Below are 26,398 nucleotides of genomic sequence, written 5' to 3' on the forward strand. Positions count from 1 at the left end.
CTCCTGCTCCGTCCAGATGGTCTTGCCCGTCAGGTCGCGCCGTACCCCCATCGAAGGACGGTCTCCGCAACGATGAGCAGGCCGCGCCCGCTCTCGTCACTGGGCTGGGCGTGCTGCAGGTAAGGAGTCACACTGCTGCCGTCCGACACCTCGCAGAACAGTGTCTCCCGCCGTATGAGCCCCAGCATGATGGGCGCTGAGGCGTGGCGCACAGTTCAGGTTCATGCGTCGGGATTCACTCCGGGTGAGCTGACGTGGCCCTCGACCTCGACCGATCGCCTCGGCCGCGACCGGACACCGTCGATTCCCGGGCACGAGCTTGCCGGAGTGGTCACCGCTCTCGGCTATGGCACGACGGGGCTGTCAGTGGGACAGCGGGTGTTCGGCTTCGCGGACTGGACTCGCGACGGCACCCTGTTCGTTTGACCGGCCCGGTCTTAGCGACGTGAGTTCAGCTGGGAGCTCGATGTCCTCAACGACGCGGAGCACGATCGCTGGATCGCCCCCTCGGTGATGAAGCGATCGCCGAGCTCTCGTACCGGTTCGTGGCCGGCCGCGTTGTGCTGCTGACGATCTGGGTCGGTCCCGCCTACCGCAAAAATCGGGTGACCACGGAGCTCGTCTCTCGTGTGCTGGACGAGATCCGCGAGAGCGGGAAGAAAATCACCAGCATCTGCCCGGTCGTGGGTGAGTTCATCGACCGCAACCTCGAGTACGCCGACCTCATCGATAAGGTCCATCCCGGCGCCGTTGCCTACCCCAAGCACGAACCCGCGGAAGGCGGCCACGACGAGGAGCTCACGGCGATCGAGCACGACCTGGCGTAGCTGTCCGGCGTTCAGACGTGATTGCCTGTATCGGCATCCGAAGCGCGCGACGGGTTTACCCCAGCACGGCCAGGAAGGTAGTGCCGACGGGTCATTCGCCCTGGACCGACTTGGCGCCTCGTCGGCTCACCATCCTTTAGATGCACCGCCCCTCCGCGTCGTACCACGCTCACCGGCGCAGGCAGCGGCGGGAGGGCGACGAGGAACGGGCGAGATCGCGAAGTGGTTGGCAAGACGGCGCCGCGGTTCGACACTAACAAGACGGACGCTGACCTCCATTCGTTGTGACTTCTTGCTTACGAGTGGTGTCGCGTGGTGCGTCATTTGGCCGGCGTGTGTCGGCCCAGCTCTGCCCGGCGTCGGTGCCTTCGGCAGAGATACAGCCCAGGACTTCCACAAACTCCCGGGGTGATTCAGACCAACAGAAAGGCACGGCTAGTACTACAGCCGGACTTCCGCGTTCCCGCAGGTCAGCGGCGTCACCGAAGGCATTCAGAACTGACCATTCGTCAGCTGCGAGGTCACTCTCGCGACGCTCGCCAGGCAGAATCCCGGCCCGCCGACTCGGAACGCGAGTGCTGTCGGCGACGGCCCGCGCGAAGTCCGGCTGTAGTACTAGATGCAAGACGTGGCACCAGTGAGCAACCCCGGGGCCGTCGATGAATTAGTAGCGCGTGTCGTGTCAACTCGTGCCTGACGTCGCGTTCATGACGTATCTGGCCAGTTCGGCGGGGTCGACGAGCCGGACTGGGAGTGGCTCGCTGCGGTGGCCGTGCCGTTGGAGCAGGGGGCGGGCCTGCTGGATGAGGGTGCGCATCTGGTTCTCGCCGATATGGAAGAGGTGGGCGAGAAGCGAGGCGGGCAGGCCGCGCTGGTCCAGGACGGCGGCCCAGATGATGTTCTCGACAGCCAGTTTCCGGTGCCGGGGCCGTTGTCCCGGCGGCATCGCGTCGATCATGTCGCGGAGCTCGGCGACAAGGCGGTCCAGGGCCTGGCGGGTGATGCCGGTCAGGGCAGGGTGGGTGACCAGGGCCGTATCGAAGGTGTGGGCCGTGCGGGGGTGAGCGCGGCGGCCGGGCGGCTGCAGCGGCACCGGCGGGACGCCGGGCTGGGGCGGGATGGTGTAGTTCCACTCGCCGTGGAAGCCATCGGTGTTGATCTTCAGGGCGGCGGCGTGTTGAGCGTCGATCTCGATCCCCGTGGGGTATTTGGTCTCGTCCAGCCGAGAGGTCACGCGCAGTCCGGTCCGGGTGGTGGTGGAGGCGATCAGGTTCAGCGCGACGTCGATGCTGGTCAGCGGGCGGGCGCGCCAGTTCATGGAGATGAAGGAGAACAGCCGGTGCTCCACCCGGTTCCACTTCGATGTTCCCGGAGGCAGGTGACACACGCTGATCTCCAGGCCGGTCTCGGTGGCCAGGACGGCGAGGTTGGCCTTCCAGGCTTTGGCGCGGGAGCTGTTGGAGCCGCCACCGTCGGCGGTGATCAGCAGGCGCTTCGCGTCGGGGTAGGCGGCGCGGCCTTCCTCGTTCCACCAGCGGCGCAGGCTGGCGACGGCGAACGCGGCGGTGTCGTGGTCGGTACCGACCACGACGAAGCCGGCGTTGCGTCCCACGTCGTAGATGCCGTACGGGATCGCGGTGCCGGTGGCCTGGGAGGGGAAGTCGTGGTCGAGGACCTTGACCGGCACACCCGGACCCACGCCCGTCCGGCCTGTGCGAACAGTCCGATCTGTTCCTTCTTTTTCGTGTCCACGCTGATCACCGGGTCGCCCGCGTCCAGAAACCGGCTCACCTGGGCGTTGAGGTGCCGGAACTGGGCGTCGCGGTCGGGATGCGCGCTGCCCGCCAGGACGCGGGCGTTTCCGCGCAGGCTGAATCCGGCCTCCTTCAGCAGTGCCGCGACCGTGTCCCGTCCGACGTCGTGTCCCCGGGCGGCCAGCTCCCGCGCGAGGTTGCGCAGCGACTTCGTGGTCCAGGTCAGCGGCCCTATCGGGTCGCCCTGCGTGCTGTCGTCGACCAGGTCCAGCAGCGCGGTACGCAGTCCGGGGTCCTTGTCGGCCGCGGTCGGGCGGCCCCCGCCGGTGCGGCGCACCCGGCCCACCGGTTCGCCACCCTGCTCGAGATCGGCCATGCCCCGGCTGACACAGCCCTTCGATACTCCGGCGGCCGAGGCGACGGCGGCGATTCCGCCGTGTCCGAGCTGCCGGGCCTCCGCGCCGTACAACAAGCGGCGCTGGCGCTCATTCAAGTGCGGAACCACCGCTTCGAACTTCGCCCGCAACGGACCGATCAACTCATCGAAACACCCCATACCATGTCAACGAGCCCAAGTCCCGGAAGCAACACGTAGATTCCCGACGGCCCCGTGGTGGCGCGTCCGTGCTGGTCAGCAGAGTCCGAGGAGAGCCAGGGGTCGGGTGAACGGCTCGTAGGACATCTCGCGGAGTCCGGCGGCGATGTTGTGATGGCCGGCGGCGCGGAGGCAGTTGATCGCGAAGCTGCGCAGGGTGGCCATGTTCTCGGGGCCGTGCTCGGCGTGGACCTCGGAGGCGTCCTCGCGGAAGGCAGTGTCTCTCACGAAGTGGAGCCGGTTTTCAATCACCCACTGCGAGCGAATGATCTTCGCGAGCCGCTGTGGGGAGGTTTCCTGGCTGGTCAGGTCGGTGATGACGTAGACCGTCTCGCGGCTGCGTCTGCCGGTCTTCAGGCAGGTGCGGTGGCGTACGACCCGGGCGACCTGCGCGACGTGCGGGAAGTCGAGGTCATCGACGGTCAGGACCTGCACCACGCGGGTCTCCTTGCGGCCGTGCCCCTCGGTGCGGTCGTAGAACTTCGCGGTCACCTCCTTCCAGGGCAGCATGTGCAGCCGCTCGTGGAGACCGGGCTGGTTCTTCTTCACGCACAGGGCGTGGTGCGCCTTCTTGTCCTCGACGAGGAAGCGGGCGTGGCCGCGCTGGGCATGCAGGGCATCGGCCGTCACGGGCACCCCGGTCAGGTCGAACGGGGCCAACAGGCCGGCGAAGCAGGTGATTTCATTCGTCTTGTCCGGCACGCGCAGCTGCGTGACGGTCAGCCTGCCACCGGTCATGGCGGCAAGCAGATGTGCAGCCGGGGCGTCGCCGTGACGGGAGCCTCGGGCGCTCTTGCCGTCCACGGCCAGGGTGTGGGCACCGGACGGGTCGCATCCCAGCAGGTCGGCAAGGCCACCGGGGCAGACTCGGTTGATGATCCGACGGATTGTCGCGGTGCTCGGCGCGATGCACGCAGCGAAGGCGGACACGGTCCGGGCGCCGAGCCGGGCCAGGGTGTCCTGCGGAGCGTTTCGCGCCCACTGCCCGATCGCCGCGAAGGACCGGGCCCCGCACATGACCGCGGAGCAGGCCATCAGCAGCACGCTCACGAACGGGTGACGCCTTCCGCGCCGGTCACGTGGATCGGGCAAGGTCGCCAGCCGGGACGGCAGGTCGCCGATCACGCGGTGCTGACGCGAGGGCGACTTGACCAGACACACGGTGGCAGACTGACGACACATCGAAGCTCCGGGCGATACAGGCGACTTGGTAGGTCACCGGCATCAACCGGAGCTTCGTTGCATGTGTGGCGGCCCACCACCCCCTCGTCATGATGCCGTGACCAGCACAGATCCTTGATCGAAAAGACTTTGAAACCGCCCTGGTGAGCAACCTGGCTCGTGGGGGTAAATCGCCCCGGCTGGCATTCTCATCTGCGGTGGTCTCCCTGGTGGCCTCGTTTGCTGCGACGGCCGCACTGATCCCCCTGTTCAACACCTACCGGGCCGAGGACGGGTTCACCGACGCCAGCATCTCACTGGCCGTCGTCACGTACTCCGTCGGCACTATCGCCACACTGTTGGTGCTGGGACGACTGTCCAATCATCTGGGCCGGCGGCTCACCGCGATCGCCAGCCTCGGACTGCTCCTGCTGGGCTGTCTGCTCCTGCTGAACGTGCACGACATCGGCACCCTGCTGGCCGGTCGGCCACTGATGGGCGTCGGTGCGGGGTTGGCCAGCAGCAGCCTCACCTCCTACATCGTCGACACCGCACCCACCAGGCCGGAATGGTTGGCCTCCGTCGCGTCCAGCCAGGGACCCATGCTCGGCCTCACCCTCGGCGCCATCGCCTCCGGCGCCCTGGTCCAGTTCGCCCCCTGGCCACGCGACCTCATCTACCTGGTTTGCGCCGGTCTCCTCGTACTGGCAGCCGCACTCATCGTCATCAGCCCAGAAACCGCGAAGTCGACGCCGGGCGCTTGGCGATCACTGATACCCCGGGTCCGCGTAGCGGCCCGGGTCAGGCACCTGCTCCCTGTCGCGGCCGCGGTGTTCCTGGCCGCCTGGGCCACCGGGGCCTTTTACCAGGCCTTCATGCCCGCACTGGTCGCAGATCAACCCCACACCCACGTCCCACTCCTCCTGGGACTGGTGTTCGCTGCCTACATGCCCCCCAGCGTTCTCGGCGCTCCGATCGGCGGCCGCTTCACATCCGCGGCAGCCCAACGCATCGGCATGACCATCTTCCTGGCCGGATGGATCGGCATCGTTGCAGCGATCGCCATCAGCACACTGGCGCTGTTCATCGCCGCAACCGTCGTCGCCGGCGCCGGTCAAGGCATTGCCATCAGCGCCGCCACCCGCGGCCTGCTGTACGGCAGCACACTCGCCGACCGGGCGCCGACCTTCAGCGCGATCTACCTCCTCTGCTACAGCGGCGCCGCCTTCCCCAGCCTCATCTCGGGCCAACTCTCGAACGCCTTCTCGCTACCGCAGATCGCCCTCGGATACGGCGGACTTGCCATCGTCGCCACCCTGTTCACCGTCCTCGCTGAACGCAACCCGCACACCGACACGACCAGTACGGTGAGTAATCATGATGATCCTCACCATCATCCAGGCCTCACCCGACCCTGAGCGGGTTGCCACTCGAGCGCACCGACGCACGCCGATCGCGACAACCGGATCACCGATGGTGATATACCCCGTCGATCGTAATCAGCGTGATCAGTAGGTAGCGGCCCAGCTTGACCAGCTCGCCCGGGAGCCGGTCAAGCTGGTGGGTGGCGGTCAGGCGGTCGACCCGCAGGTAGTCGGCTGTCCGCTGGTGTCCCGCGCTTTGCGCCCTGTCGCATGCCCCTGCTGGTGGAGGGACCTGCTCTGCACGCAGATACTGTTATTGAAGGACAACGAGGTCATATCGCTCGAAGATGGGTAGTGAGCGGCGAAATGGATGCCTCGGACGAACTTCTTCAGATGGCTACACCGTCGGCTCTTTTGACCTTGGACGGAGCTATCCGCAGCCTCAACGCGGCGATGGCCAGGACACTGGGCAGGTCAGTGGAGCAGTGCGTGGGTCGTGGCTTCGGTGATCTGTTGCCCGCAAGTCAGCTGAATGCGGTCGAGAGTCTCGTGGCCCACGCCGCCACGACGAAGACGGTTGCGATGCGGGTGCTGGAGTTCCCCGGGGCAGGTGCAGCATCTGTCGTCTGCCTTGTCGAGGCGCGACCAGTGAATGATCCCGTAGGTGGCGAGGCGCTGTGGGTGCACTCGTTGGACGCGGGAAACGACCGGGGCGGCCTGTTGATCCCGTTCCGTCTCGCGGCCAAGGCCGCCAACCTCGGTCTGTGTATGTATTCACCCCAGGAGCGCGAGCTGGAGTGGCTGGGTGGTGCACCCGCCTTGGCGGCGCTGTTCCCGGAGGCCTCCATGTCGTTGTCCGAGGTGGTTCGGCGAGTCCACCCCGATGCCCGCGGGGCTCTGCGGCGGCTCGTGCGTTCGACGGCCGCCAGGTCCCCCTGGATCAGGTTGCGGTTCCTTACCGAGCGCGATGGCTGGCACCTTCTGGTCTGCCGGGCCCGTCGGGTCATTCTGGGGTTTGGCGGCCCTGAGCGGGTCTTCGGAGTGATCCGCGACGACACCAAGAGGGAAGCGCGCCGACGCAGAGCGTTGGTCGCGCTGAGTGCTGAGCGTCAGCGCGCTGACGAGATCGCGGCCTTCTCCTCCGCCGTGATGACCGCAGTCACGGAGCAAGAAGTACAGCAGGTCGTCCTGACCCGGCTCGCCGCGACCTTCGGTGGTACCGGCGCCGCGCTGGCGTTCGTCACGAAAGGCCGCCTGCGCGTCTCCTCCGATGCCGGGATCCCGATACCGGTGGCCGCCCTGCACGGCCTGCCGCTGGACGCCCCCAGCGCGCTGCCCTATGTGATCCGCACTGGCGAGCCGCAGTTCATTCCCAACCAGGAGGACTACGTCCGCCGCTGGCCGCACGGGGCCATGGTGCCGTACTTCGACCAGCTCGACTCCGGCTACGCCATCTCGATCACCTCCCTCAGCCCGGGTGGCGATCAGCCGCTCGGGGCCTGGCTGGTGACCTACGACAGCGAACACCACTCGTCCCCGGATGAGCGGGCCCTCATGGGTACTCTTGCCGACCTTGCAGGCCAGGCACTAAAGCGCGTCAGGTTGCAAGAGGCACGAGTCGAGCTGGCCACGGCGCTCCAGCAGACCATGCTCCCCACGCTGCCCGAGCACCTCCCGGGCCTGGAGGCCGCCGCCTGCTACCAACCAAGCCGCGACGGGCTCGACATCGGCGGAGACTGGTACGACGCCTTCGTCCTGCCCGACGGTGCCATCGCCCTGGAAATCGGCGACGTCCAAGGGCACGATGTGGACGCTGCCGCAGCCATGGGGCAGGTGCGCGCCTCCATGCGCGCGATCGCCGCCCACGAACCGGATCCCGCAGCCGTGCTGACGCGCACCAACGAGCTACTCGTCACGATGGACGCGGCACGATTCGCCAGCTGCACCATGCTGCGTATCGACCCGGACGATGGGCGGGTCACCGGCGCGAGCGCCGGCCATGTGCCCTTGCTGTACGCACGCGACGACGGCAGCCACAGCATCCGTGAGATGCCGGGCGGCCCGGTGCTGGGAGTCCTGCCCGACGCCGACTACGCCGAAGAAACCTTCACACTGGGCGACGACGCCGCGCTGGTTATGGTCACCGACGGCGTGGTCGAAGGGCCGGCCCTGCCACTGGACGCCGGACTGGAGCGAGCCGGAACGCTGGCCGCCCAAGCCATCCACGACGGGCTGAACGCCGAGGAGACCGCCGACCGCATCCTCGACGCCGCGGTCGCGGTAGACCACCTCGACGACGTGGCCGTGCTGATCATCCGACGCACATGACGGCAACACCGTTGCGTTAGCGCCGTGAGCGGCTGTTCAGGCCGTGGGCGAAGAATGCGACGGTGGTGTGGACGGTGTAGTTCTGGGCCTTCTGGGGGTGCTGTCCGGCGCGTCGACGAGGCTCAGCAGCCCTCGCAGTGCCGGAACAACACGGCGTGGCTGATGGGCCAGGGCGAGGTCCACGGTGGGCATGGGTGCGGTCACGCGCTTGAGCCGCACCCCGGATACGCGCAGCGCACGGGCGCGTCCTTCGGGCACCGGCGCGATGCCGGTGCCGGCGGCGACGCTGAGGAGAAGTTGCTCGTCGTCGGGTTCTTCCCGCACGATGCGCGGTCCGCCGTCGGGCCACAGTTGCCGGGTGATCAGGTCGTGCATGCCGGGGGCGTTCTCTCGGGGCCAGAGGATCACGGGTTCGGCGGCGATGTCCCGGCGGGTGATCTTGCGTTCGTGGGCGAGCGGATGATCCGTGGGGACAGCCAGGAGGAGTTCCTCGCGGGCGATGGGCCGGCACTCCAGCCCCGCGCTGTCCAACGGGGGGCGGACGAAGGCGGCGTCCAGCCTCCCGGCGAGCAGTTCGGTGATGTTGTGCGCCGACCACCCTGTCCGTACGACGAGATCGACATCCGGATGGTGGGTACGGAACGCGGCGATGAGCGCGTCGACGGCACCGCCGCGGGCCGATCGCGTGAGGGCCAGGCGCAGTTGCCCCTGCCGTCCGCCGAGAGCGGCACGGATCCGCTCCTGTGACGCGTCCGCGTGGGTCAGCAGTTCGCCGGCTTCGCGGGCGACGACCCCACCGAGGGCGGTCAACCGGCAGCCTCGGCTGTTCCGTTCGAGCAGCGGGGCGCCGATGTCCCGTTCCAGCGCCTTGATCTGCTGGCTCAGGGCGGGCTGGGCGATGTGCAGCCGACGCGCGGCTCGCGTGAAGTTCAACTCCTCTGCCAGCACCAGGAAGTACCGCAGTCGCCGCAAGTCCATCGTCCGATTATAAGCGTTTCTTATGGTTCTGAACATGACTGGTCTTGGACAGTGCGCCAACTCCCCGCCGACAGTGGTTCGCAGACGGTTCGGCGATCAAGGGGGAGACATGGGTGGCATGAGCGGCATGTTCGACGTGGTCGTCGTCGGCGCCGGAGTCATCGGGCTCACCACTGCACTGCGCCTGCAGCAGGCGGGGGCCCGGGTCGCCGTGGTCACAGCCGAGCCGTCAGCCGAGACGACGTCATCGGTCGCGGCGGCCGTCTGGTACCCGACCCGCACACGGTTCGAGACGCGCGTACTGGACTGGGCCACCCGGACCTACGACGAGTTCGCCCGCCAGGCGGCACACGAGGTGCCGGGTGTGGTCATGCGCCCCACCCGAATGCTACTGCGCGGCGAGGCCCACGGCGTTCCCTGGTGGGCGGCGGCCATCCCGGACCTCCGCACCCTGCGGAGGGAGGAGGTGCGGGCCCCCTTCACCTCGGGCTGGGCGTTCACCGTTCCGTCCGTGGAGATGTCGCGCTACCTGCCCTGGCTCCAGCAGGCCTTCGCCGCAGCGGGCGGCACGCTGATCCCGCGCCGTATCGATGCCCTGGAACAGGCGGGCGTATGGGCTCCCACGGTGGTGAACGCCTCCGGGCTGGGCGCCCGCGCCTTGTGCGGGGACACCGAAGTGCGGCCGGTGCGGGGGCAGTTGGTCCTCGTCGCCAACCCGGGGCTGCACACGTCCATCCGCGACGAGGACAATGCCGACGGCTACACCTACGTCCACCCCCGCAGCACGGACATCGTCCTCGGGGGCTCCTTCGAGGTCGGCGAGTGGGACACCACCCCGTCCCCGGCCACCGCGGCCTCGATCCTGCGCCGCTGCACCGAACTGCTGCCGGAACTGGCCGGCGCCCCGGTCGTCGGCCACCTGGTGGGCCTGCGGCCCCATCGAAACGGCGGCGTCCGGTTGGAGGCCGACGCCCGACCGCCGGGCAGGGTGCAACGGATGGTCCACAACTATGGCCACGGAGGCGCCGGAGTCACCCTGGCCTGGGGCTGCGCGGACGCCACGACCGCCCTTGTCGTCGGGGCCGTCCCGCCGGGATGACCCGCTGCCCTCGCGAATGACATTCGTACGGCCCCCACAACGTACCCGTGTACCGCTCCCGTTCGTACTGCTCCCGTTCTCGAGGATTGGGTGTGCGCACTAATGGATTCCGTCGAACCCGCGGAGATCAATACGTCCAGGACAACGGCCCGTGGGTCGCGGCCGCGACCCGACCGGCGCCTGTCCGCGGGCCGGTGGTGTGCCTGGGGCACGCTCACCTGCCTGTTCGTCGTCGGCCTTCTGCTCCCCATACTGAAGGGTGACCGGTCCCTCGCCGTGCTGTGGGCCTGCAACTTCGCGGGGCTAGTGGTTGGATGTGCCGTCGTTCGCGGCACGTGGCGCGCCGCAGTGATGTGGTCGCTGCTGGACCATCACGGCGTGACCACCGTCGCCGCATACGTGGGCTACGCGCCCGGGGCGGACGAGAACACCCCAGGGGAACGGGTGTACGAGTTCACCGACGCCACCGGAGCCACTCACGAAGTCCGTCGCACCGGCTTTCAGTGGGGGCCCGACGAAATAGCGATCTCGTACGACCCCGCCGGCCCCGATGTCGCCGTGGGACCTGGACAGCCATGGGCCAGGACCCTGATCCTGCTGGCCCGCCTCCTCGTCGGTGTGCCGGTCATCCTCGTCATGGCGGCCTACCTGCTGTGGTACTTCACCACCGCGCTGCATGTGCAGGGCCATCTGTGAGGTCCCACAGTGCGGCGGCCTGGCCGGTGCTGTCGGGCTCTCGGTGGTAGGCGGCGGCCGTGATCTGGCGGCGGCGGGCCCACGTGCGGAAGCTGTCGGGTTTCATGCCGAGCGAGTACGCGGCCATGGTGGTGGTGACGAGGGGCCGGCCGCCACGTCCGGTCTGGGCTGTCACGCGCTGATCCTCGTGTCGCGGCAGCAGCACTAGCTAGGTCGCCGGGTGTGGTTTGTGGCGCGGGACGTGAGGTGCTCCCAGTTGCGGTGCGCGATGTCGGCCTTCTGCTCGTCGGTGAAGGGGGCGTCCTCCAGGAAGGACCGGGCGATGCCGGCGCTGGTGTCCACGTAGGGGAAGCCACCAGGGCGGAACCCGTAGGTGAAGGGGTAGTCAGTGGAGTACAGCATCCGTTCGGGCCCCACGACTTCGGCTGTCCAGCGGAGGTAGCGGGGGCTGACGGTGCCGCTGCCGGCGACCCAGAAGTTCTGCTTGAAGTAGTCGGCGAGTGGGCGGGCCAGGCCACCGGCGTCGGCGAAGAACCCGGTGTGGTCGAGATAGAAGAGCACGACCTCTCCCCAGTGGCCGGCAATGACCTGGAGATCGGGGTGCCGGTCGAAGACGCCGGAGAAGATCATTCGCAGGTACTGCACGCCCAGGTCGTAGTACCAGCCGATCGCGGGCCCTGCCAGTGCGGTCCCGATGGGGCCGATGTTGGAGTAGTAGGCGTCCATCACCGCCTGCACAGGCATCTGCGGATGGAAGTGGAGGGGGACCTGCAGCCTCTCCGCAGCGGCGTACAGCTCGTCGTACTCGGGGTCGTCGGCGAGCTTGGATCCGGTGCGCCCGTAGAGCATGGCGCCCGGGAAGCCCAGCTCGGTGACCGCCCGCTCCAGCTCCGCGGCCGCGGCCGACGGCGACTGTGTCGGGATCGCCGCGAACGCCTGGAACCGGTCGGGGTTGCCGGCCACAATCGCCGCGAGCTGGTCGTTGGTGTCGCGGGCCGCGGCGACCGCATCCGAGTCAGGCAGGTTCTGCACGCCCGGTGACGAGATCGACAGCACCGCCATGTCGACTCCCTGGTCGTCCATGTGCGCAAGCCTCATCTCCGCGGTGTCGCGCAGTCGCTGGGCGACGGGGCCGTCGCCGAACCCCAGGTTCGGCAGCTCCGGCACCCCGGACCGCGACCACGCCTCCATGATCGCGGGCGGGACGACGTGCTCTTCCAATGCAATGATCCGCAGTCGGTCAGACATGCGATGCTCCTCCGCACTCGGTTTCCAGTGGAATCATTCAAAGCGTATCATCGATACTAACGATGGAACCGTTCACGCGGTATCGTTGATCTATGTCGCCACGTCCACCTAGCCGGAGCAGCGCCTCCGACGCTGCGGCCATCGGCCGCGAACAGGCTCGACAGCGGGTCATCGAGGCCGCCATCGACCTGCTGACGCGGGGGGGCCGCGACGCGGTCACCACCCGCGCGGTCGCTGAAACAGCGGGCCTGCAGCCGCCGGCCATCTACCGGCTGTTCGGCGACAAGGACGGGCTGCTCGACGCAGTGGCCGAGCACGGCTTCACCGCGTTTCTCGCCACCAAGCACGTCGACCCCGACCCGCGGGACCCCGTCGAGGACCTGAGAGCCGGCTGGGACGTCGCGGTCGAGTTCGGCCTGGCCAATCCCGCGCTGTACACACTGATGTACAGCGAACCCACGAGGGCCACCTCGGCCGCCTTCAGGGCCGGCATGGAGATCCTGATGGGCCGTATCCGGCGCCTCGCCGCCAGCGGCTGGCTCCGCGTCGACGAGGAACTCGCGGCGCAGATCATCCATGCCACAGCGCGCGGCGCAGTGCTCACCTGGCTGTCCCTGCCGGAGCACCGGCGCAACCCGGCCCTATTGACCACTCTGCGGGAGTCCATGGTCGCCGCCGTATCCAATCAACGGCCGTCCGTGCAGGACGCGGGCCCGGCGGGCGCCGCCCGCGCCTTGCGCGCAGCGCTTCCCGAACAGACCACCCTCAGCAGCGCGGAACAACATCTGCTGAGGGAGTGGCTGGGCCGTCTCGCCGCCTACGGTTGAGGCGTCGGCGGCTCGTGCGTTCTCGCCAGGGTGAGGCTCCCCAGCGGGCTTCATGTCCGTATCGAGGTCACTGTGGAGGTTCCCGACCACCCGGCGACGGGACTCCGCAGCCTTTCTGCGGAGCCCTGTGGCCGCATGGCTCGCAGGGCGGCGGCAAGGATCTCAGCCCAGTCGGCCGCGGAGATCCGGCCGACTCATCAGGTCATGGCGAGGCGATCAGGCTCCCTTCGCGGGTTCGTGGTGGGTGCAGCCGGTCAGTCCGGCTGCGGTCAGAGTGAGGTGCTGGGTCAGTACCTCGGTCGCAGTGTGGGCGTCGCGGGCCAGCGCCGCTTCCTCCAGCCGGTGGTGCTCGCCAACGTGGTCCCGGTCGGGGTGGCGGTGCGCCGACCAGCGGCGGGCCAGCTCGCTCGCGGTCCACATCCGGTCGAAGGTCTCCAGCAGGACCAGGTTGCCGCAGCCCTCCAGCAGGGTGCGGTGGAAGACCCGGTGGGCTTCGGACCATGCGGCGCTGTAGTACTCGCCCTCCTGCGGCACGTGGGCCGGGGTGCGGGCCAGGCGGTGGTGGGCGGCTCGTACGCGGGCCTCCCAGTCGACGTCGCCGCGCTCGACGGACATGCGCAGCGCGACCGGTTCGATGGCCCGGCGGGCCTCCGCGATCTCCTGCCAGCGGCGGTCGGAGAAGGCCGGAACGGCGAAGCCGCGGTTGGGCAGCCGGTCGGCGAGGCCCTCGCCGACCAGCCGCACGAGCGCCTCGCGCACGACGGCCAGGCTCACGCCCTGTTCCTTGGCCAAGTCGTGGGGCTTGAGTGCGTCACCGGGGGCGCAGTCCCCGCGCAGGATCGCGCCCCGCAGATGCGCGTAGACCTGCTCGGAGAGCATCTGCTTCCCCGACGAGGTCGAGGTGTGGGCCGTCTGAGTCATGCCGTCATCATAGACGATCCAGCAAATAATCGATTATTAATGTTATCGTCGATCTATGGCGATGAACGGCGACGGCGGTGCCTCTACGCGACGCTGCGGGCCCTGCGTCGGCCGCATCACCGCTACCCAACAGCACGGCATGAAAGGAACGACGCGATGAGCGCCAACGACCCCTTCGACCGCCTCCCCGAGGCGGCCTCCTTCAGCGTTACCAGCACCACCATCACCGACGGCGCCGCCTGGTCGCCCGAGCAGTTCTCCGGCATCTTCGGCGTCCCCGGCGGCAAGGACGTCTCCCCGCAGTTGTCCTGGAGCGACGCCCCGGAAGGCACCAAGAGCTACGCCGTCACCGTCTACGACCCCGACGCCCCCACTGGGTCCGGGTTCTGGCACTGGGCGGTCGCCGACATCCCCGCCACCGTCCCCGAACTGCCCGAGGGCGCCGGCGATGACACCGGCTCGGGCCTGCCCGAGGGCGCCTTCCAGCTGCCCAACGACGCCCGCGCAGCCCGCTTCATCGGCGCCGCCCCGCCGGCCGGGCACGGCCCGCACCGCTACTTCATCGTCGTGCACGCCCTCGACGTCGAGTCCATCGGCGTTGCGGCCGACGCCACCCCGGCCGTCCTCGGCTTCACCATGGCCGGCCACATCCTCGGCCGCGCGGTCCTGACCGCCACCGCCGAAACCCCCGCCTGACCAACAGCATGTCCCGACTCATCGACACCACGGAGATGTATCTGCGCACCATCCTCGAGCTGGAGGAGGAAGGTGCGGTCCCCCTGCGTGCCCGGATCGCCGAGCGCCTGCACCAGAGCGGTCCGACGGTCAGCCAGACGGTGGCGCGGATGGAGCGGGACGGTCTGGTGTCCGTCGCCGGCGACCGGCACCTGGAGCTGACCGACGAGGGCCGCCACCTGGCGACACGCGTGATGCGCAAGCACCGCCCCGCGGAGTGCCTGCTCGTCGACGTCATCGGCCTGGAGTGGGAGCAGGTCCACGCCGAAGCCTGCCGCTGGGAGCACGTGATGAGCGAGGCCGTCGAACGTCGCGTCCTTAAGCTGCTGCGGCACCCGACGCGGTCGCCCTACGGCAACCCAATCCCGGGCCTGGAGGAGCTCGGCGGGACGAGCACGGTGGATCCGTTGCCCGACGAGAGCATGGTCAGCCTCAGCGATCTGGAGCCCGGGCAGAACGGTGCGAGCGCGGTCGTACGGCGCATCGGGGAGCAGATTCAGACCGACCCCCGGCTGATGCACATCCTGCGGCACGCCGGAGTACAGCCCGGCGCGGTCGTGAGCGTGACGTCGTTGCCCGGCGGCGTGATGGTCGGCAGCGGTGGGGAGGCCGCTGAACTCCCCACGCAGACTGCCGCGCACGTCTTCGTGGCCAAGCGCTGAGCCCAGCCGGGCGCCGGCCCGTTGCCGTGGCCCGTGCAGGCACGGGCCACGGCCCTGGACCACGATCGTGGTCCAGGGCCATCCTCGTTGCGGCAACCCCACGATGTCACCGCGACCAAGGGGCGCGACGCCCCGGATTCGCGACATCTGCGATATGGCCAGGGCCTTTCACCGGAAGTGCCTCAATGCTTCCGTGGCAAGTGCCCCAGTGACTTCAAAACCCAAAGCTCATGAGCAAAGCCAGCTGCCCCGGGCGAGGAGGGCCTGTTCAGTCGATGACTGCGGTGGCTTCGATCTCGACCAGGTGCTCGGGTACGTCCAGCGCCGCAACGCCCAGCAGGGTGGCCGGGGGTGCCGGGGTGACGCCCAGTTTCGTGACCGCCCGGTTGATCCCTTCCATGAGCAGGGGCATCTTGTCAGGGGTCCAGTCGACGACGTAGACGGTCAGTTTCGCCACGTCGTCGAGGGAGGCACCGACCTCGGCCAGGGCGGTGCCGATGTTGAGGTAGCACCGCTCGACCTGAGTGGCGAGGTCACCCTCGCCGACCGTGACACCGTCGGCATCCCAAGCGACCTGGCCTGCGATGAAGAGCAGCTTCGAGCCGGTCGCGATCGACATCTGCCGGTAGGCATCGATCTTCGGCAGTCCGCTGGGGTTCACCAGGGTGATGGGCATGCTGCTGCCTCCTTGTCATGAGGGCGCGTCGCAACGCATTTACTCTCTTGTGGTTACTTGGGAACCGTAAGAGAGTGGTTGCTGACATGGAAGAACGCACTTTTCAGTGACTGGGGAACCTTATGGTGACCAAGCAGTTCATAGGCTCGCCCGACGAAGCGGACGTGAGGCGCGCCGACTCTCTGGCTCGGGAGATTTTCTCGGACGTCGCCAACAAGTGGGCCCTCCTGATCATCGAGGCGCTGGGGGAGCGCACCCTGCGCTTCGGTGAACTGCGGGACGAGATCGAGGGCATCAGCCACAAGATGCTCACCCAGAACCTGCGCATGCTGGAGCGCAACGGACTGGTCGAGCGGACGGTGCACCCGGTCGTGCCGCCGCGGGTCGAGTACACCCTCACCGAGCCGGGCCAGGCTCTGCGAGTGACGATCGACGGACTGTGTGACTGGACCCACCGGTACCTCGGTCACATCGAGGCCTCCCGCCACCGCTTCGACGACTGAAGGGTTGACCACTCGCCGGCCGTCCCGAGCTTCGCGATCGTGCCGGATTACGCTCCAGGCGCCCGGACGGGGAGAGTGACGGCCCCCAGGCGCCCTCCAGGTCCGGCCACCGGGCCAGCGCGGTTCCGGGATTTCCGCGCCCGGAGTACAGCGCGCCTCTACCTTCCAGCCCGATGCCAGGTACGGGGGTGACGGAAGGGGCTGTGGAGTGGGGCGGGATCTGGGTCTGGACGGGGTGGTGGACCACTTCACCCTGTCCGGCGACGAGGCAGGATGGTTACGGAACAAGACCGGGGCGACGAGATTGGGCTTCGCCGTCCAGCTCAAATTCCTGACCTGGCGCGGCCGGTTTCCCCGGATGCGTATGGAGTTGCCGCCCGACGCGGTCGAGCACGTCGCCCGGCAAGTGGGCGTCGCCGCGTCCAAGCTGGGGTTCTATGACTTCACCTCGCGTGCCGCGAAGCGGCACCGCAGCGAGCTGCGGGACCTGACCGGATGGCACGAGTGCACCAAGACCGACCTGGTCAAGCTCGTCTCGAACCTGGTGGACGTGATCTGGCACGACGAGCGCCGCGAGGAACAAGTGCGGGCCGAGCTGCTTCGGCAGATGCGTGTGGACCTGATCGAGCCGCCCACTGCGGCCCAGGTCAACACGATCATCCGCTCCGCGCTGTACCAGGCCGACGAGCGGGCCGTCACCGAGGTCGCCGCACGGCTCGCTCGGGCGAAGCACTGCACGCCGCGGCTGGACGCGCTGGTCTTCACCGACCCAACCAGCGACGGCACAAAGCCGGTCGACAGCACGGCCGTGGACGGCGACGCCCCGGAAGACGACGAAGACGACGTGGAGTCGGTCCTGGCGGACATCAAGGCCCATCCGGGCAACGTCAGCCCCAACTCGCTGCTGGACGAGATATCCAAGCTGGGGCAAGTCCGCACCGTCGGCGTCCCGGCCGAGGCGTTCACCGGGATCGGCGTGCAGGTCATCAACGCGTGGAGGGCCAGAGCGTCGGCCGCCTCCCCGAGCCATCTGCGGCGCTTCGACGGCCCCGTACGGCACGTGCTGCTGGCCGCGCTGCTGTTCCAGCGGCAGCGGGAGATCACCGACACCCTGGTCGAGTTGCTGAACTCCACCGTGCACCGCATCAATGCGCGAGCGGAGAAGAAGGTGACCGAGGCGTTCGTCGCCGAGTTCACCAAGGTCCGAGGCAAGGCCGGGCTCCTCGGGAAGATCGCCGCCGCCTCACTCGGCGCTCCCGAGGGCAGCGTGCGCGACGTGGTGTTCCCGGCGGCCGGCGGGGAGAAGACTCTCAAGGACCTGGTCGCCGAGATGAAAGCGACCAATGCTGCCTTCGCCCGCTCGAAGAGGGAGGTGTTCAAGTCCTTGTACAGCAACCACTACCGCAGCGGGCTGATGAAGCTGCTCGGCGTCCTGGACTTCCGCTCCTCCAACGACAGGCACGAGCCCGTCATCGAGGCCCTGAAGCTGATCGAGCGGCACAAGGACTCCTCCACCACCTACCTGCCGCTCGGCGGGACCATCCCGCTGGAGGGGGTGGTGCGCAAGGACTGGCTGGAGTTCGCGATCTTCACCCCAGACAAGGGGTCCAAGGGCGTCATGCGCACCGTGTACGAGGCGTGCGTCTTCCAGGCTCTGCGCGACCGGCTGCGCTGCAAGGAGATCTGGGTGGTCGGCGCCGACAAGTGGCGCAACCCCGACGACGACCTCCCCGACGACTTCGAGGTCCGACGCGCGGAGTACTACGAGAAGCTCAACAAGCCGCGCGACGCCAAAGTGTTCATCGCCCAGCTCCAGAGCGAGATGCGCGCCGAGCTCGGCGCCCTGGACACCAGGCTGCCGAAGCTGCCGTGGGTGACCATCAGCGGCAAGCACCGAGGCGGCGCGATCAAGTTCACCGAACCCGAGCCGCAGAAGGAACCGAAGAATCTGCGCAAGCTCAAGAAGGCGATCCGCAAGAAGTGGGGCACCGTCGCCCTCATCGACATCCTCAAGGAAGCGGCCCTGCGGCCTCGACCAGGATGTACTCCGTCGGGTCGTCGACACTGCGCAACCAGTCGAACCACAGACAGCCGGGTTCGGCGCGCGTGCCCCGGGTGAAGTCAGCGGTGATCTCGGGCCAACGGTCGGCATGCTCGGGGCGGACTCGGAACTTGGCGGTGATGAAGATCATGGGCATCCTTCGCTGTTCTGGGGTCGTTTCCGCCGGGTGTGGCGGCGGAGGGGAGACGGCTGCCCCGCTCCGAGCAGCGCATTCGCCCGCAGCCAACATGCGTTGTGTACGCGACGGGCATGGGGCGACAGGCCGATCCGCGGGTGGGCGCGCCTTTTCTCCTGCTATCCGGCCGTGCAAATAGGACCCGCCCGCCGGAACTCCCTCCTCCCGGGGCGTCTTGGCCCTCAGGAGCTGTCCGGCCACTTCGACCTCGAGCACGCGCTGCGCGCCGTGGTCACTGACGCCCCGCAGCCTGCCGGGGAAGGTGTTGTGGCCGGGTTCCGTGACGGCCTTGATGTACTCGGGCCTCACCACTGCCCGCGGCGGCACCGGGCCAACCAGCGCCGTCTTCGGCAGCTCGGTCCGGAGCCGGGCTCGGAATCGTCGGCGGTCTCGTGGCCGGGAGGACGGGACCGCGCGGCGGTGGGCAGCGAACAGCGTGTCACCGATCCTGCGGTACCAGCCCGACCCGCGCCCAAACGCTGTGCGGGTCCGCCTCGACGAGGTCGATCCCGTCCCAGGTCCCCGAGCCCGTAGAGGCCACGCGCAGTCCGGTGGGGACCATAGTCTGATGTGTGGGATCTCAGCGGCTGCCGTTCGCCCTGTCCTGTGCAGTGCCTGTTCCTGATGCATGCATGAGAAGTTAGGGGCGCTGTGCAGTCGTTTGCGGTGCCGGTAGCTCTGTATCGACGGCGTGGGCGGGCGGGCCGTGGCTTCAGTGCTCGTTGTCGTGACGGGTGAACAGCTCCAGCAGTTCCCGGACGGGCAGGTGGGCCTCCGCTGGGTGGCGGAGGGTGCCGTCGAGATGGAGGGTGTAACACGTGCGCCGTCCGACGCGCTCGCGGCTGAGGTAGCCGGCCTGTTCGAGGTCGGTGACGATGCTCTGGGCGGTGCGTTCGGCGATATGGCACACCGTGGCGATGTTGCGGATGCGGGTGGCAGCAGGGTCGCGTGCGATGGTCAGCAGCACGCGGGCGTGGTTGGTGAAGAACTCCCATCTTCCGGCCTGCTGGTTCACGATGAGCCCCTCCTCTGCGAGGCCGTCTGTCCGGGAATTCCGGCTGGAAACTACCGGAAACGAGCTTCGCCTGTGTGGGGATTGCGGTGATGTTTTCCGAGGATCCGTCCTTCGTCTGATCCGCTTCCGGCGGATCCGCCGACTCCTCTGCCGGCCCCGTCTGCTGAGTGCTGTACGAGGTGGACAGCGAACCACGGGTCCGCGAACTGGCGGCAGGCTCGTACCCCTCCGCCCGCGCCGTGCCCAGTACGTGCTGACGGCGCCTCCGGCAGCAAGATCCCTCTCAGCGCCGACAGCTGTACCGGCTCTGGAAGCGCCGACTCAGTCGGAGGCGGCGATCGTGGCGTCGGCGGAGTTGGTGAGGGTGTCGAGGCGGGCGGCGAGGTCGGGGTGGACGGTTGTCAGGTGGGGGCGGGTCGCGTTCAGGGGGCGGACGAGGGCGGCGGGATCGTCCTGGGCGAGGGCCGCGTCGAGTTGGCTGAGCGGGAGGCGGGCGGCGGTGGGGAGGTCGGTGAGGGCGGTGATCTGGCCGGCGATGCGGCGCAGGCCAGCGGCGTTGTTTCGGGCCCAGGCGGTGAGGGTGCGGTCGGCGGCGCGGCGTTCGCGGGTGGCCTTAACGCGTTGTTCGCCGGTGGTTCCGGTGGGGCCGGGTCGGCCTCGCAGGTAGCGGCGTTCGGCGGCCTGGCGGCTGGCGACGCCGAGCGGGTGGGCGAGGTCGGCCCAGCTGGCGCCCGCGCCGCGTGCTGTTTCGATCAGGCCGGTTTCCCATCCGGCGAGCTGTTCGCGGACCTGCCGCAGCAGCAGCAGCGAGGCCAGGGCCTGCTCCGGTTCGGGGCCGGCATCAGGGGCGTCGGAGGTGGTTTGTCGGGCGGCATGCAGAGCGTCGTCTATGGCGTGCAGGGCCGCGGCGGCGGCGAGGAACGAGGTCGGGCTGCGGCCGTCGGTGCGGGAAGAGGCCGGCTGGTCGGCTGCTGTCATGGGCACCTCCCGAGTGTCGTCGGTTCGATGACTGCGTGCTTGTCATCGATTGGATGACATGTTACAACGGTTTGCGTAAGGCGCATTGGCAGGTACTGCCGCGAATCCTTCTGGAGGTGTTTCACGATGTTGATGCGCACCGACCCCTTCCGTGAGCTCGACCGGCTGGCTCAGCAGTTGGTGGGCCCGGGCACGTGGTCGCGGCCGTCCGCGATGGCGATGGACGCCTACCGCGAGGGTGACGAGTACGTGGTGGCTTTCGACCTGCCGGGGGTGAGCCCGGAGGCGATCGACATCGACGTCGAGCGGAACATGCTGACCGTCAAGGCCGAGCGCCGGCCCGTGGCGAAGGCCGACGACGTGCAGATGGAACTCTCCGAGCGGCCGCTGGGCGTCTTCTCCCGCCAGATCGTGCTGGCCGACATGCTGGACACCGACCACATCAAGGCGGACTACGACGCCGGGGTGCTCACCCTGCGCATCCCGATCGCCGAGCGCGCCAAGCCCCGCAAGATCGCCATCGGCGGGGAATCCTCCCGCAAGGAGATCTCCGGCTGACCCCGGCGAAAAGAGCCGATCAACGGCGGAGGGCGGGGACCTGATCTCCCCTTCACCCCGCCCTCCGCACCCACCGGAGCACAGCAGCCGAAGAAGGGTGGTGGCCGAGGTGACCCTGCGAATCGAAGCGTTCCTCGACCAGGTCAAGGAGCGCGGCGAGTACCAAAGTGAGCAGGAAGCAGAACGCGCGGCCCGCGTGGTCCTCGCCCTGCTGGGCGCACACCTGGTCGGCGAGGTACGTGCCCAGCTGGCGGCGCGCCTGCCGGAGGGCTTCGCCCTGATCCTGCTCAACCCGCTGCAAAGCGCCGAACCGCTGCCACCGGAGCGGTTCATCAGGGCGACGGCGGCCTGGATCGAGGGGGCCACCGAGCAGACCGCTACCTGGGACGTCAGCGCCGTCCTCAGCACGGTCGCCGACGCGGCCGGCGACGACCTACTGGCGCAGATCCTGCTCCAGCTCCCCCCGGGCTACGACCTCCTCTTCGGCCGCCCCCAGCCCACGTGACCACACCCCCGGTGTCGGAGCACCGACACCACGCTCGGTGACAGAAAGGCAACCACCGCAGTGATGTCCGACCGACGTGCACTGCTCCAGCACGCGCCCGTGATGACGTACGAGCAGATGCTGGAGAAGGTCCGCTACGAAGGCGCCTACCCCACCAGGGAACGGGCCGAAGAAGCCGTCCGCCTGGTCCTTTCGGGACTCGGACGCCAGCTGACGGGCGAGGAACGCGTCGAACTGGCCGCCAGCCTGCCCCTTCAAGCCGCACGCATCCTCACCGAACAGATCCCCGACATTCAGCCCCTGACCGGCTGGGCCTTCGTGAAAGACCTCGCCACCCGCAGCGGTATGACCCTGGCCACCACCCGCTGGGACACCGGCTCCGTCCTCGCCGCCGTCGCCGCCCTGGCCGGCCCCGAACTGCTCACCCGCATCCTGCGCCAGCTCCCCACCGGCTACGCGCTACTGTTCGGCCGCGCCGAACTCACCCAAGCGGCCTGAGCGCGTGCCGTCGCACTCTGATGAAGGCGGCTTCACTCACCGGCGGTCGGTGTTGTCCGCCTGTCGCCCGGCCTGGTGATCAGGCCGGGGCCTTCGGCTGTGCCTCGCCGCCCTGGGTGCGCAGTTGCTCGTTGATGCGCTGGGCTTCTTCGAGCTGGTCTTCGAGGATGACGATGCGGCATGCGGCCTCGATCGCGGTGCCCTGGTCGACGAGTTCGCGGGCGCGGGCGGCGATGCGCAGTTGATAGCGGGAATAGCGGCGGTGGCCGCCTTCGGAGCGCAGCGGGGTGATCAGGCGGTGCTCGCCCAGGGCGCGGAGGAAGGCGGGGGCGGTGCCGAGCATCTCGGCGGCCCGGCCCATGGTGTAGGCGGGGTAGTCGTCATCGTCGAGATTGTCGACGGGACGGGAACTGGCAGGGGGCATAGACCTCTTCTTCCAGGGGACACGTCGGGGGGCCCGAGCGCCGTACGGCACCCGGGCCCCGAGCTTTCAACACCATCTACCGGCCAACTGCGCCGGCCTTCTTTGTCCGCAGGTTCCGCCCGGGAGGGCGGGGCTGCGGGGATCGCGATGCGTGACCGGGGACCACCTTCCAATCCGGGGCCTTGCGGTACCCGGGCGGACTTCTTCCTCGCCCGGGCGATCCTGATGGCGTCTGCTCCTTACCTCATTCGGTTACACGGTTGTACTGCTGGATAACGCGGGTACTGCTCGCAACCCCTGGGGGAGGGGGCCGCGTCCTGCTTGACCTGCATGCACGGCAGTTCATCTCTGCCGCACCCTCATCGACTTCCTGGGTACGCCAGAAACAATAACCCTGCGCCGAGCCAATGTCTACTGTGACCACAACAGGTTTTCTTGCGAGCCCATGCGCGGGCTTCTGCCGCAAATGCACCTTGAAGAGTCCCGTCCCGGGTTGAAGCCCTGGCGGGCGGGCACACGCTGAGCCGGGCCGCACAACCGATCCAAGGGCGAGGTGGCAGCGCATGACCGACACGCAGACGACGCGCGCGCGAGGCCCCAGGGTCTCTGTGCGTGTCGAAGGCGAGAGCCCCGCCGGTATCGCTCACGCTCGTGACGCCGCCCGCGCCTTCGCCGACGAGCTGGCCGCGGCCCCCGGGACGGCGGAAACCCTCGCACTCGGGGTGTCCGAGCTCACCACCAACGGCCTGCGCCACGGCGGCGGCCGATACACCCTCCAACTCACCGCCACCGCCGAGGCGGTGAACGTCGCCGTCAGCGACCTCAACCCCGCACCCCCGCGGGAACGTGCCCCCGAACGCTGGCGCCGGCGGGTTCGGTGGTCCGCCGCCTCACCAGCAAGGTGACCATCACCCCCGGCCCCTGGCGGGGACTCCGTCAGCGTGCGGGCGGCAAAAGGGGGCTGCTGACCGGACCGAATCCGACCGACCGTGGCAAGCCGGGATCGAAAATCCACCTGATCACCGACAGCCGAGCACTTCCTCGTCTTCGTCGGCATCGCCGCAGCCCTCATCAGCGCAGCAGCCCCGGATCGAGAAGCTACTGCGCTCGCGGGAGCCGTTTGCGGAAGCGGCTGGGCCGCCGCGGGAGGCGGCAGGCCCCGCAGGCCACCGTCCGGCGCATGCTCACGGTTGAGATCGCGGCAGACGTAGGCGTACTGCTCGTGCAGCTCGGCGGAGCGGAACTCGGCGAGCAGGTCCATCAAAGCGGGTATGTAGTTCGCCTGCCGAGCGATCTGCACCTGCCGTGCTCCGAACCACATCGAGGCGAGCACTGCGGAAACGGAGATCGCTATGGCCAGCAGGTTCAACAGGGTGGCCCCGTCCACGAGCGCATCGTAGAGCTGTAGTCCCAGGTCGGCTTGGGTCGCGAAGTGGTCCGGTAGAACCTCTGCCGGGCCGGCACCGTATGGCAGAAGGCTCGCCGAACGCGGTGCCGTGAACGGCACGCGGATGAGAAGAACACCGCTGTCGTCCTCGCCCCACATCAACGGCCTGTCGTGTGGCGAACACCGTTGCCGGTCCGCCACACGGGGCGTCAGCCGGCCCGGCGGGTGGCCCGCCCCCGTCGCAAGCCCGATACCCCCGCGCCCCGGCGCTGCGCCGGGCCTGTGACGAGCGCGCCCAGCAGTCCGGGACGAGGCCATGGTCCCGCAGTCGGCACCGTTGCGGTCCACGACGAACAGCGACAAGGCGTCTGTCGTGTCTCAGCGGCGGTTGCCGCCTTGTCCTATCGGCGGAATAGAGGTAGCCGGTCGTGGTGTAGCTGGTGCCGGTGGGGCGGGCGTAGGTGTTGCGGGTGCACTTCTCGTCATCGGTGACGGCGTCGAAGGCGATACTGCTCCGATTCAGTTTGCATCCTGCGCGATCCAACTCAGATGAAGCGCATACGAGCGAGGAAGCGGAGAGGTCAATCCGCGGCCGGCGCCGCCGCCGGAGAGCCCGTCTGGCTTCGCCTGGTGGCCGCACGCACACGAGGACAAGGCGTCGGGGAAGCTGTGGGACGGCGCCCTGGACGCACAGCGCACCTTCGGCGCCCTCCGGGGGGTGCCGTCTAGGAGCTGGCCGGGGTGATTTCCGGCCCAATGCCGTCAGCTGGCCGACGGCACATGCCGCGGGCGGCCGCTGTGCACATCGGGCAGGGTCAGCAGCCCGAAGGCGCGGTGGGCCGCACCGGTCCCACGCCGGACGACGGCCACGGCGGCAGCGCGCACAGGCTTTCCGTCGCCAGCGAGCGGCGGCTCGTCGTCTTCCGCTGCTCCGGGGGCGAAGTCCGGGTTCGCCTCCACGATGGACCGCGCCGAGGCACCGACAGCGGCGAGCTGAGCCGTCTCCTTCTCGTCGGCCGTCACCGCGAACCAGTCCTGGTCCGCCGCCCAGGCAAGGATGTGGGCGTCGGTGACGGAGGCGTTGCACCACGCGAACACCGCGGCCCGGACGAGCGTCGCGCCCCACCGGGTAACGGGGGGCTGGGGTGTGCGGGCTGCGTACCCGTTACTCGACGGATCTGTCCGATCCGGAGTGGGAGATCCTCTGTCCGCTGGTTCCGGCGGTGAAGCCCGATGGACGACCGGCGAGACACACCCGGCGGGAGATCCTCAACGCGTTGGCGTACTCGCTGCGGGCCGGCTGCGCCTGGAGGCTGTTGCCGCATGATCTGCCGCCGTGGCAAACCGTCTACCATTACTGGCGGCGATGGCAGCAAGAAGGCGTGTGGGAGCGGATGTTGACGGCGCTGCGCGAACGCGAGCGGGTGCAACTCGGCCGTGATCCCACGCCCAGCGCGGCCATCGTGGACAGTCAGAGCGTCCGGGCCAGTGAGCGCGGTGGCCTGCACGGGTACGACGGCGGCAAGAAGGTCAGCGGCATCAAGCGCCACCTGCTTGTCGATACCCGCGGCACTGTCCTGGTGGCCTGTGTGAGCCCGGCGAGCGTCGGCGATCGCGACGGCGCCGTGGTGCTGTTCTCCCGGGCTGTCGATGCCTTTTCGCGTCTGCGGCACGTGTGGGCGGCCCAGGGATACCGCGGCGCCGACTTCCACGCCTGGGCCCGGGAGGCCACCGGCATCACCGTGGAGGTCGTGCAGCGCCGCGACGGAGGATTCCGCTCGACCTGGACTCGGGTGGGGGCACCGCCTCCGGCAGTGTCCCTCTTCGCGGTGGTCCCGCGGCGTTGGGTGGTAGAGCGGACGTTCGCCTGGCTGGGACGGTGCCGCCGCCTGTCGAAGGACTACGAGTACCTGCGCGTGTGTTCGGAGAACGCCATCTACCTCACCATGGCCATGCTCCTCGTGCGGCGCCTCCCGAGATCAGCTCACTAACAGGCTTTTCAGACGCCCTTAGTAGTGCTCCGTTAGGTCTTTGTGTCTCGCGTGTTCAGGAGCATGGTGGGTGTGTGGACGCATATGAAGTGAACCGTGCTCGGGCGAAGTTGGCGTTATTCGTGGCTGATGTGTTCGCCTCGGTGTCGCGCAAGGACCAGCGGGCCAAGGGCGACTGCTATCTGCGGGGACTGATGCTGGACGGCCGCCGCAAGTCGATCCAGGCGATGGCCTCGCGGCTGCCGGACGGAAACGAGCAGAACCTGCAGCAGTTCGTGAACCAGTCCACCTGGGATCCGGTTCCGGTGCAGCGGCGGATCAACGAACGCCTGCTGCCGCTGGTCAACCCGGCCGCCTGGGTGATCGACGATGTGTCGGTGCCCAAGGACGGCCAGATGTCGGTCGCCGTGGCTCCGCAGTGCTGACCCCGT

At 68.6% G+C, this 26,398-nt stretch carries 26 protein-coding genes and 6 pseudogenes; 19 read left to right on the plus strand and 13 right to left on the minus strand.

The features are described from left to right. Positions 1-29: 29 nt before the first annotated feature. Entirely contained in the window at positions 30-188 is a 159-nt protein-coding gene (locus OG390_RS49540) for a hypothetical protein (RefSeq protein ID WP_406178414.1), read from the minus strand. Here OG390_RS49540 and OG390_RS49545 point away from each other — a divergent pair. Both OG390_RS49545 and OG390_RS49550 read left to right on the plus strand, forming a co-directional pair. After that, positions 175-417: pseudogene (locus OG390_RS49545) on the plus strand (alcohol dehydrogenase catalytic domain-containing protein); the annotation flags it as partial. The gene OG390_RS49540 and the pseudogene OG390_RS49545 overlap by 14 nt on opposite strands. Positions 418-545: 128 nt before the next feature. Then, a complete protein-coding gene (locus OG390_RS49550; RefSeq protein WP_406177346.1) occupies positions 546-827 on the plus strand; it encodes an N-acetyltransferase in 282 nt (93 codons plus the stop codon). Positions 828-1,935: 1,108 nt separating this feature from the next. Here OG390_RS49550 and OG390_RS49555 read toward each other — a convergent pair. Then, a pseudogene (locus OG390_RS49555) lies at positions 1,936-3,137 on the minus strand (ISAzo13 family transposase); the annotation flags it as partial. Between the two features lie 75 nt (positions 3,138-3,212). Further along, a complete protein-coding gene (locus OG390_RS49560) occupies positions 3,213-4,226 on the minus strand; it encodes an ISAs1 family transposase (RefSeq protein ID WP_406177347.1) in 1,014 nt (337 codons plus the stop codon). Between the two features lie 341 nt (positions 4,227-4,567). On the opposite strand from OG390_RS49560, the gene OG390_RS49565 reads away from it, so the two are divergent. After that, entirely contained in the window at positions 4,568-5,755 is a 1,188-nt protein-coding gene (locus OG390_RS49565) for an MFS transporter (protein ID WP_406177349.1), read from the plus strand. A 216-nt stretch (positions 5,756-5,971) separates the two neighbouring features. Then, a complete protein-coding gene (locus tag OG390_RS49570; RefSeq protein ID WP_406177350.1) occupies positions 5,972-8,029 on the plus strand; it encodes a SpoIIE family protein phosphatase in 2,058 nt (685 codons plus the stop codon). 36 nt (positions 8,030-8,065) lie between these two features. Here OG390_RS49570 and OG390_RS49575 read toward each other — a convergent pair whose 3' ends face one another. Continuing rightward, complete coding sequence (locus OG390_RS49575) at positions 8,066-9,007, minus strand: LysR family transcriptional regulator (RefSeq protein ID WP_406177351.1); 942 nt, start codon at positions 9,005-9,007, stop codon at positions 8,066-8,068. A gap of 118 nt (positions 9,008-9,125) precedes the next feature. Here OG390_RS49575 and OG390_RS49580 point away from each other — a divergent pair, with 118 nt between their 5' ends. Together OG390_RS49580 and OG390_RS49585 are read left to right on the plus strand one after the other, a co-directional pair. Then, positions 9,126-10,106: an FAD-dependent oxidoreductase gene (locus OG390_RS49580; RefSeq protein ID WP_406177353.1), complete on the plus strand. Its 981-nt coding sequence runs from the start codon at positions 9,126-9,128 to the stop codon at positions 10,104-10,106. 378 nt (positions 10,107-10,484) lie between these two features. Then, on the plus strand, positions 10,485-10,802 hold the full coding sequence (locus tag OG390_RS49585) for a hypothetical protein (RefSeq protein WP_406177355.1): 318 nt from the start codon (positions 10,485-10,487) through the stop codon (positions 10,800-10,802). On the opposite strand, the gene OG390_RS49590 is transcribed toward OG390_RS49585, so the two are convergent. Together OG390_RS49590 and OG390_RS49595 are read right to left on the minus strand one after the other, a co-directional pair. Next, positions 10,768-10,977, minus strand: coding sequence for a hypothetical protein (locus OG390_RS49590; RefSeq protein ID WP_406177356.1), 210 nt, complete (start codon positions 10,975-10,977; stop codon positions 10,768-10,770). The genes OG390_RS49585 and OG390_RS49590 overlap by 35 nt on opposite strands. A 29-nt stretch (positions 10,978-11,006) precedes the next feature. Then, positions 11,007-12,050: an amidohydrolase family protein gene (locus OG390_RS49595; RefSeq protein WP_406177357.1), complete on the minus strand. Its 1,044-nt coding sequence runs from the start codon at positions 12,048-12,050 to the stop codon at positions 11,007-11,009. Positions 12,051-12,142: 92 nt separating this feature from the next. Between OG390_RS49595 and OG390_RS49600 the strand changes: the two genes are divergently transcribed. Beyond that, positions 12,143-12,877 carry a TetR/AcrR family transcriptional regulator gene (locus OG390_RS49600; RefSeq protein ID WP_406177358.1) on the plus strand — a complete coding sequence of 245 codons (735 nt, stop codon included), beginning with the start codon at positions 12,143-12,145 and terminating at the stop codon, positions 12,875-12,877. Positions 12,878-13,093: 216 nt separating this feature from the next. Here OG390_RS49600 and OG390_RS49605 read toward each other — a convergent pair whose 3' ends face one another. After that, the gene (locus OG390_RS49605; RefSeq protein WP_406177360.1) at positions 13,094-13,798 is read right to left on the minus strand and encodes a GntR family transcriptional regulator; all 705 of its coding nucleotides are present in this window, start codon (positions 13,796-13,798) and stop codon (positions 13,094-13,096) included. 156 nt (positions 13,799-13,954) lie between these two features. Between OG390_RS49605 and OG390_RS49610 the strand changes: the two genes are divergently transcribed. Both OG390_RS49610 and OG390_RS49615 read left to right on the plus strand, forming a co-directional pair. After that, positions 13,955-14,494: a YbhB/YbcL family Raf kinase inhibitor-like protein gene (locus tag OG390_RS49610; RefSeq protein WP_406177362.1), complete on the plus strand. Its 540-nt coding sequence runs from the start codon at positions 13,955-13,957 to the stop codon at positions 14,492-14,494. An 8-nt stretch (positions 14,495-14,502) separates the two neighbouring features. Continuing rightward, the gene (locus OG390_RS49615; RefSeq protein ID WP_406177364.1) at positions 14,503-15,195 is read left to right on the plus strand and encodes a metal-dependent transcriptional regulator; all 693 of its coding nucleotides are present in this window, start codon (positions 14,503-14,505) and stop codon (positions 15,193-15,195) included. Positions 15,196-15,463: 268 nt separating this feature from the next. Here OG390_RS49615 and OG390_RS49620 read toward each other — a convergent pair whose 3' ends face one another. Next, positions 15,464-15,871, minus strand: a complete 408-nt coding sequence (locus tag OG390_RS49620; RefSeq protein ID WP_406177365.1) for a RidA family protein — start codon at positions 15,869-15,871, stop codon at positions 15,464-15,466. A 122-nt stretch (positions 15,872-15,993) separates the two neighbouring features. On the opposite strand from OG390_RS49620, the gene OG390_RS49625 reads away from it, so the two are divergent. Both OG390_RS49625 and OG390_RS49630 read left to right on the plus strand, forming a co-directional pair. Beyond that, positions 15,994-16,374, plus strand: a complete 381-nt coding sequence (locus OG390_RS49625) for a winged helix-turn-helix transcriptional regulator (protein WP_406177367.1) — start codon at positions 15,994-15,996, stop codon at positions 16,372-16,374. A gap of 238 nt (positions 16,375-16,612) precedes the next feature. Continuing rightward, positions 16,613-17,029, plus strand: a pseudogene (locus tag OG390_RS49630) (DUF4158 domain-containing protein); the annotation flags it as partial. 1,372 nt (positions 17,030-18,401) lie between these two features. Here the strand turns inward: OG390_RS49630 and OG390_RS49635 are convergent. The 3 genes and pseudogenes from OG390_RS49635 to OG390_RS49645 all read right to left on the minus strand — a co-directional run. Further along, positions 18,402-18,566, minus strand: a pseudogene (locus tag OG390_RS49635) (putative quinol monooxygenase); the annotation flags it as partial. Between the two features lie 757 nt (positions 18,567-19,323). Beyond that, positions 19,324-19,626: a helix-turn-helix transcriptional regulator gene (locus tag OG390_RS49640; RefSeq protein ID WP_406177369.1), complete on the minus strand. Its 303-nt coding sequence runs from the start codon at positions 19,624-19,626 to the stop codon at positions 19,324-19,326. Between the two features lie 321 nt (positions 19,627-19,947). After that, the gene (locus OG390_RS49645; protein WP_406177370.1) at positions 19,948-20,604 is read right to left on the minus strand and encodes a type III effector protein; all 657 of its coding nucleotides are present in this window, start codon (positions 20,602-20,604) and stop codon (positions 19,948-19,950) included. A 126-nt stretch (positions 20,605-20,730) separates the two neighbouring features. Here OG390_RS49645 and OG390_RS49650 point away from each other — a divergent pair, with 126 nt between their 5' ends. From OG390_RS49650 to OG390_RS49660, 3 genes are all read left to right on the plus strand, one after another. Further along, complete coding sequence (locus OG390_RS49650) at positions 20,731-21,162, plus strand: Hsp20/alpha crystallin family protein (protein WP_406177372.1); 432 nt, start codon at positions 20,731-20,733, stop codon at positions 21,160-21,162. Positions 21,163-21,271: 109 nt separating this feature from the next. Further along, positions 21,272-21,667: a DUF2267 domain-containing protein gene (locus OG390_RS49655; protein ID WP_399095911.1), complete on the plus strand. Its 396-nt coding sequence runs from the start codon at positions 21,272-21,274 to the stop codon at positions 21,665-21,667. 63 nt (positions 21,668-21,730) lie between these two features. After that, positions 21,731-22,165 (plus strand): DUF2267 domain-containing protein, encoded by a 435-nt coding sequence (locus OG390_RS49660; protein ID WP_406177374.1) that lies wholly within the window; start codon positions 21,731-21,733, stop codon positions 22,163-22,165. A 79-nt stretch (positions 22,166-22,244) separates the two neighbouring features. Here the strand turns inward: OG390_RS49660 and OG390_RS49665 are convergent, their stop codons facing one another. After that, complete coding sequence (locus OG390_RS49665) at positions 22,245-22,589, minus strand: MerR family transcriptional regulator (protein WP_406177376.1); 345 nt, start codon at positions 22,587-22,589, stop codon at positions 22,245-22,247. A gap of 563 nt (positions 22,590-23,152) precedes the next feature. On the opposite strand from OG390_RS49665, the gene OG390_RS49670 reads away from it, so the two are divergent. From OG390_RS49670 to OG390_RS49680, 3 genes and pseudogenes are all read left to right on the plus strand, one after another. Next, a complete protein-coding gene (locus tag OG390_RS49670; RefSeq protein WP_406177377.1) occupies positions 23,153-23,494 on the plus strand; it encodes an ATP-binding protein in 342 nt (113 codons plus the stop codon). Between the two features lie 24 nt (positions 23,495-23,518). Further along, positions 23,519-23,631, plus strand: a pseudogene (locus OG390_RS49675) (IS5/IS1182 family transposase); the annotation flags it as partial. A gap of 138 nt (positions 23,632-23,769) precedes the next feature. Further along, complete coding sequence (locus OG390_RS49680) at positions 23,770-23,997, plus strand: hypothetical protein (RefSeq protein ID WP_406178416.1); 228 nt, start codon at positions 23,770-23,772, stop codon at positions 23,995-23,997. 741 nt (positions 23,998-24,738) lie between these two features. On the opposite strand, the gene OG390_RS49685 is transcribed toward OG390_RS49680, so the two are convergent. Further along, the gene (locus tag OG390_RS49685) at positions 24,739-25,074 is read right to left on the minus strand and encodes a hypothetical protein (protein WP_406177379.1); all 336 of its coding nucleotides are present in this window, start codon (positions 25,072-25,074) and stop codon (positions 24,739-24,741) included. Between the two features lie 47 nt (positions 25,075-25,121). On the opposite strand from OG390_RS49685, the gene OG390_RS49690 reads away from it, so the two are divergent. Beyond that, entirely contained in the window at positions 25,122-25,967 is an 846-nt protein-coding gene (locus OG390_RS49690) for an IS5 family transposase (protein WP_406177381.1), read from the plus strand. Positions 25,968-26,041: 74 nt separating this feature from the next. Further along, positions 26,042-26,386, plus strand: a pseudogene (locus OG390_RS49695) (transposase); the annotation flags it as partial. Positions 26,387-26,398: the final 12 nt, after the last annotated feature.

The sequence above is a fragment of the Streptomyces sp. NBC_00996 genome, assembly GCF_045162675.1.
In the GTDB taxonomy this organism is placed as follows: Bacteria; Actinomycetota; Actinomycetes; order Streptomycetales; family Streptomycetaceae; genus Streptomyces.